Origin of the sequence: Christiangramia qingdaonensis (assembly GCF_048381525.1) — a bacterium.
Classification (GTDB): domain Bacteria; phylum Bacteroidota; class Bacteroidia; order Flavobacteriales; family Flavobacteriaceae; genus Christiangramia.
Map to the genome: position 1 here is coordinate 1 of NZ_JBLWIM010000019.1, position 5,024 is coordinate 5,024.

3 protein-coding genes are annotated in these 5,024 nt (G+C 40.4%); all 3 read right to left on the reverse strand.

Going from position 1 to position 5,024, the window contains the following annotated elements; genetic code table 11:
* The coding region (locus tag ACNI3T_RS15020; RefSeq protein WP_418228520.1) for a hypothetical protein at window positions 1-191 on the reverse strand (191 nt) is incomplete at its 3' end.
* Window positions 192-434: 243 nt separating this feature from the next.
* Window positions 435-1,895 carry a glutamate synthase subunit beta gene (locus tag ACNI3T_RS15025; protein WP_418228521.1) on the reverse strand — a complete coding sequence of 487 codons (1,461 nt, stop codon included), beginning with the start codon at window positions 1,893-1,895 and terminating at the stop codon, window positions 435-437.
* Between the two features lie 3 nt (window positions 1,896-1,898).
* A partial coding sequence (gene gltB, locus ACNI3T_RS15030; RefSeq protein WP_418228522.1) for a glutamate synthase large subunit occupies window positions 1,899-5,024 on the reverse strand: 3,126 nt, incomplete at its 5' end.

Genomic DNA, 5,024 nt, shown 5'->3' on the forward strand with positions numbered 1-5,024 from the left:
GTAGTTAAGCCCGTTAGCGCAGATGGTACTGCTGTATTGTGGGAGAGTATGTCGCCGCCTTCTTCTTTAAAACCCTTCATCATATCGATGAAGGGTTTTTTTATGCAATAAAGGCAAGGATTGGATAACACTTTGGATTCAACTAGGGGATTTAAACAGTGTAATGAAACAGCAGGTTTATTATTATTCAAAAAACACAACTTTGTATATCCTAGAAAACTATATATCGCTTTAAACTATCGTAATTCCTCTTTGGATTCATATTTTCTGGAATATACAAAGTTGAAGTGTCGATTACTTAAGTGACTTGATCAATCGCCCAATACAATAATACAAGAGAAGTTTTCTATTGAATCGATTGCCAGTAACCTTTCTATAATACAAAAGCAGCCGATTGGCTGCTTTTGTATTATAAGTCTTAGTTTATACCTGTCCTAAACTTGAGGTAGATCTCCCTCTCCTTTCACAGGTAATTTTGATTTACCCATCAGGAATTTATCTACATGATGTGCAGCTTCGCGACCTTCTGAAATTGCCCAGACAATTAATGATTGCCCTCTACGCATATCTCCGGCAACAAATACATGTTTCTTATTAGTAGTATAGGTTTTACTTCCTTTAATATTAGTTCTTTCATCTATTTCCAGTCCCATTTTCTCAGCCAGTGATTTCTCTGGTCCGGTGAAACCAAGAGAGAGTAGTGCGAGATCACAAGGCCAGTCTTTTTCAGATCCCTCTAATTCTTTAAGTTCTGGTCTGGAACCTGGTCTTTTGATCCATTCTACTTCAACTGTTTTTAGAGCTTTCAGTTTACCATTCTCATCCTTGATAAATTCTTTGGTTTGTATGCTCCAGTTTCTTTCTACACCTTCTTCGTGGGATGAACTTGTCTTCATTGTAAAAGGCCAGTAAGGCCATGGATTGTCTTTTGTACGGTGTTTTGGAGGTAATGGCATGATCTCGAAATTAATTACCGAGTTTGCTCGTTGTCTATTAGATGTTCCAACGCAATCTGATCCTGTATCTCCACCACCAATAACAATCACATTCCTTCCATTAGCGTTATACTTGCTATCCAGGTCATGCAATCCATCAATATGCTGGTTGTTATGAGTGAGGAAGTCCATTGCCTGCACAACGCCCTCGGCATCAGATCCTGGGATGGGCAATTTCCTTTTTTCCGTAGCACCTCCGCAAAGAACGACGGCATCAAATGTCTCCAGTTCCTCTATGTCGTAATTATTTCCAACCTCAGTTTCTGTTTTAAATATGATACCTTCAGCTTCGAGAATTTCCAATCTTCGATCTATTATCTTCTTCTCTAATTTAAAGTCAGGTATCCCATAACGTAAAAGTCCGCCTGGTTTCGCCCCACGTTCTAAAACTGTAACTTCATGACCTGCTCTGTTTAATTGCTGAGCGGCGGCCAGTCCAGCAGGTCCGCTTCCAATGACAGCAACTTTTTTACCAGTTCTCACTGCAGGAATTTCAGGTTTTATCCAGCCTTCTTTAAAGCCTCTCTCTACAATATACTTCTCAATCATCTCAATCGCTACAGGGGGCTCTATAATTCCTAATACGCACGCCGATTCGCAAGGTGCTGGACATAATCTACCTGTAAACTCCGGAAAATTGTTTGTTGCATGCAAAATAGTGAGAGCTTTTTGCCATTCATTCCTGTAAACAGCATGGTTAAAGTCCGGGATCAAGTTACCTAATGGGCAACCTGAATGACAGAATGGTATTCCGCAATCCATGCATCTACCTCCCTGCTTTTTGAGTTCCTCTGTTGGTAGCTCTTTCTGAAATTCATTATAATTCTTTATCCTGTCCTGAGGTAGTATCGTATCCTCATCTTTTCTTTCGTATTCTAAAAATCCTCTAATCTCTCCCATACCTTACGCCGTTTTAAGAGTTTGCTCGTTATTTTCTTTCATTTTCTGTAAAGCCTTCTTGTATTCTGTAGGCATGATCTTTATGAAGCCTGCAGAACTGGACTCCCAATTATTCAATATTTCTCGAGCTACATCACTTTCTGTGTATTGATAATGCTTTACGATCAAATCTTCTATTTCCGCAATATTTTCTTCGGAAAGTTCTTCGAATTCGATCATTTCCATATTGAACTTATTTCGATCTATTTTATGATCAGGATCGTAGATATAAGCTGTTCCGCCACTCATACCTGCTGCAAAGTTTCTACCTATTCCTCCAAGAATAACTGCAATTCCTCCGGTCATATATTCACATCCATGATCACCAATTCCTTCGATCACGGCCTTTGCTCCTGAATTCCGAACGCAAAAACGTTCTCCGCCTATACCGTTGATATAAGCTTCACCAGCGGTTGCGCCATATAAAGCAACGTTTCCAATGATGACATTTTCGTGTGAAGCGAAGGTTGCTTCTTTTGGTTTCCGTATAGATAGAACTGCGCCAGAAAGGCCTTTTCCGAAGTAATCATTAGAGTTACCCTCAATATTTAAGTTTAGTCCGCGAGCGGCGAATGCACCAAAACTTTGTCCTGCAGATCCTTTAAAATTCAAAGTCAAGGTGTTTGGAGGTAGTCCGTTTGCACCATGAATTTTCGATATCTCATTACTAATGATGGCTCCCGTTGTACGGTTAGTATTATCAATAGGATATTCCAGTGTTACCTGTTCTTTTCGATAGATTGCCGGGTGAGCATGCTTCAGAATATCAAAATCTAGAACACCTTCCAGGTTGTGTAGTTGCTTCTCAGTATTTGATAGTGGAACCTGTTCACTCAAGTTCGGCTTGTGTAGGATGTTTGAGAGGTCTATTCCCTGTGCTTTATAGTGTTTGATCGCTTTATTCATGTCAAGTTTCTGGCACTGACCTACCATTTCACTAATGCTTCGATATCCTAGCTGGGCCATGATCTCTCGCAATTCCTGCGCTATGAAATACATGAAGTTGATCACATTTTCCGGTGTGCCTTTAAAATTCTTCCTCAATTCAGGATCCTGCGTGGCAATCCCCACAGGGCAGGTATTTAAATGACAGGCCCGCATCATGATACATCCAGATGCTACCAATGGTGCGGTGGAAAAACCAAATTCTTCAGCTCCCAGTAAACATGCGATAGCTACGTCACGGCCTGTTTTTAATTGTCCGTCACATTCAACCACGATCCTACTTCTTAAATTATTCAGTAATAATGTCTGCTGGGCTTCCGCAATACCAAGTTCCCAGGGCAATCCTGCGTGTCTTAGCGAGGTAAGCGGAGAAGCTCCTGTCCCTCCATCATATCCAGATATCAGAACTACATCTGCTTTTGCTTTTGCCACACCTGCGGCAATAGTACCAACACCAATTTTAGAAACCAGTTTTACGTTAATTCTTGCATCACGGTTTGCGTTTTTAAGGTCAAAAATAAGTTGTGCGAGATCTTCAATTGAATAAATATCATGATGGGGTGGAGGAGAGATCAATCCCACATAAGGTGTAGAATTTCTTGTTTTAGCAATGTCGGGATTTACTTTTGGACCAGGTAATTGTCCTCCTTCACCGGGTTTTGCACCCTGAGCCATCTTTATCTGAATTTCCCGGGCATTGGTTAGATAGTCAATACTTACTCCAAATCTCCCTGAGGCAACCTGTTTTATAGCTGAATTTCTCCAGTTTCCATCAATATCCTTCTGGAAACGACCGGGATCTTCACCTCCTTCTCCAGAATTACTTTTTCCTTTAATCCGGTTCATAGCAACTGCCAGATTCTCGTGTGCTTCCTTACTTATGGAACCAAAAGACATAGCACCGGTCTTAAAACGTTTTACAATTTCTGTCCACGGCTCTACTTCTTCGATAGGAATTGGATTCAGTTCCTTGAATTTGAACATCCCTCTAATGGTCATCAACCTTTCAGTCTGCTCATTAATTATTTTTGAATATTCAGTATAAGTATCATAACTATTTTGCTTGACCGCCTGTTGTAGTTTTGCAACGCTGGCTGGATTGAAGACGTGGCGCTCACCATTTCTTCTCCAGCGATAATCCCCACCTATTTCAAGATCAAGATCTGAATCTGTTTCCGGTGGGAAAAAAGCATGTTTGAATCGTTTCTGAATTTCCTTTTCTACTTCATACAAACCTATCCCTTCGATCCTGGTTGGAGTATTACAGAAGTATTTATTAACGAATTTCTTATTGAGTCCCAGTATTTCGAAAATCTGAGATCCACGATAGGAAAGTAAAGTAGAGATCCCAATCTTATTCATGATCTTGATGATTCCCTTTCCAATAGCAACGTTGAAGTTTTCTACCGCAATTTCAGGGTCTTCAATGTTGATCTCTTTCCTTTCTACCAGGTCGTAAATGATCTCATTCACCATGTATGGGTTGATGGCGCTAGCTCCATATCCAAAGAGAGCTGCAAAATGATGAGGCTCACGAGGTTCAGCAGATTCGATAACAATTCCAAAACTGGATCTTCGGTTATAATCCTTCACTCTATGATGAACAAATGAGCAGGCTAGAAGAGATGGGATTGGCGCCAGGCTTTTATCCACATTTCTATCTGACAGAATAATTACATTACAGCCATCATCCACAGCCTCTTTGATCTCTACGATCATTTCTTCCAGCCGGTCTTCGAGACCATTCATTCCTTTTTCCGCGGAATAAAGCATAGAAATACTCTTAGCCTTAAAGCCTGGATAGTCGATATATTTGATCTTATCAAGATCTTCATTGGAAATAACCGGATTCTGAATTTTTAGTTTTTTAGCCTGTTCCGGAACGATATCAAATAGATTGATGTCCTCACCAATAGTTAGACTAATATCTGTAACGATTTCTTCCCGGATTCCATCCAGAGGCGGATTGGTAACCTGGGCGAATAATTGTTTGAAATAGTTGAATAATAATTGAGGTTTGTCTGAAAGTACTGCCAGTGGAATATCGGTTCCCATGGATCCAATAGCTTCTTTAGCATTGGAAGCCATCGGGCTGATAATTGTGGTAATATCTTCGTATGTATAACCATGCAATTTCAGCCTGGT

Coding starts and splice junctions, on each gene's coding strand:
- ACNI3T_RS15025 (WP_418228521.1), bottom strand. CDS start 1,895: ATGGGAGAGATTAGAGGATTTTTAGAATACGAAAGAAAAGATGAGGAT.